This window comes from Siccirubricoccus deserti (assembly GCF_014283215.1).
Classification (GTDB): Bacteria; Pseudomonadota; Alphaproteobacteria; order Acetobacterales; family Acetobacteraceae; genus Siccirubricoccus; species Siccirubricoccus deserti.
Window position 1 is genome coordinate 1 of record NZ_JACOMF010000239.1, and the last position, 905, is coordinate 905.

At 63.0% G+C, this 905-nt stretch carries 1 protein-coding gene; it reads left to right on the forward strand.

Going from position 1 to position 905, the window contains the following annotated elements:
- Positions 1–905, forward strand: a 905-nt coding sequence (locus H7965_RS30055; RefSeq protein WP_261394446.1) for an alpha-amylase family glycosyl hydrolase, incomplete at both ends; no start/stop codon positions are given.

The window sequence follows — 905 nt, forward strand, 5'->3', positions numbered from 1 at the left end:
GGCCACCGCTTCAACCCCAACAAACTGCTGCTCGACCCCTATGCCCGCGCCATCGTCGGCGACCTGACCTGGGGGCCGGAGGTCTTCGGCTACACGCTCGAAACCGAGGACGACCTGACTTTCGACGAGCGCGATAGCGCTCCCTTGATGCCGAAATGCCGGGTCATAGACCCTGCCTTCACCTGGGGGCGCGAGCGCAGTCCGGGCGTGCCTTGGGATCGCACGGTATTTTACGAGACGCATGTGAAGGGCTTCACCAAGCTGCATCCCTCCCTGCCGGAGGAGATGCGGGGCACCTATGCCGGCCTCGCCTCACCCGAGGTGGTGGACTACCTGCGCACACTCGGCATCACTTCGGTCGAACTGCTGCCGATCCACACCTTCATCAACGACAACTTCCTGCTGGAGCGGGGGCTGACCAACTACTGGGGCTACAACACCATCAGCTTCTTCTCGCCCGCTCGGCGCTACGCCCGCAATCCGGCCTTCGCTTTCTCCGAGTTCAAGGAAATGGTGGCGCGGCTGCACGATGCCGGCCTCGAGGTCATCCTCGACGTGGTCTACAACCACACCGCCGAAGGGAATGAGCGCGGCCCGACCCTTTCCTTCAAGGGCATCGACAACGCCAGCTACTATCGCCTTCTGCCCGACCAGAAGCGCTACTTCATCAACGACACCGGAACCGGGAACACGCTGAACCTCTCGCATCCTCGCGTGCTGCAGATGGTGACCGACAGTTTGCGCTACTGGGCAACCGAAATGCGGGTAGACGGGTTCCGCTTTGACCTCGCCACCATCCTTGGCCGCGAACCCTACGGCTTCGACGAGGGCGGCGGCTTCCTCGACAGCTGCCGGCAGGACCCGGTACTGAGCCGGGTAAAGCTCATTGCCGAGCCTTGGGATTG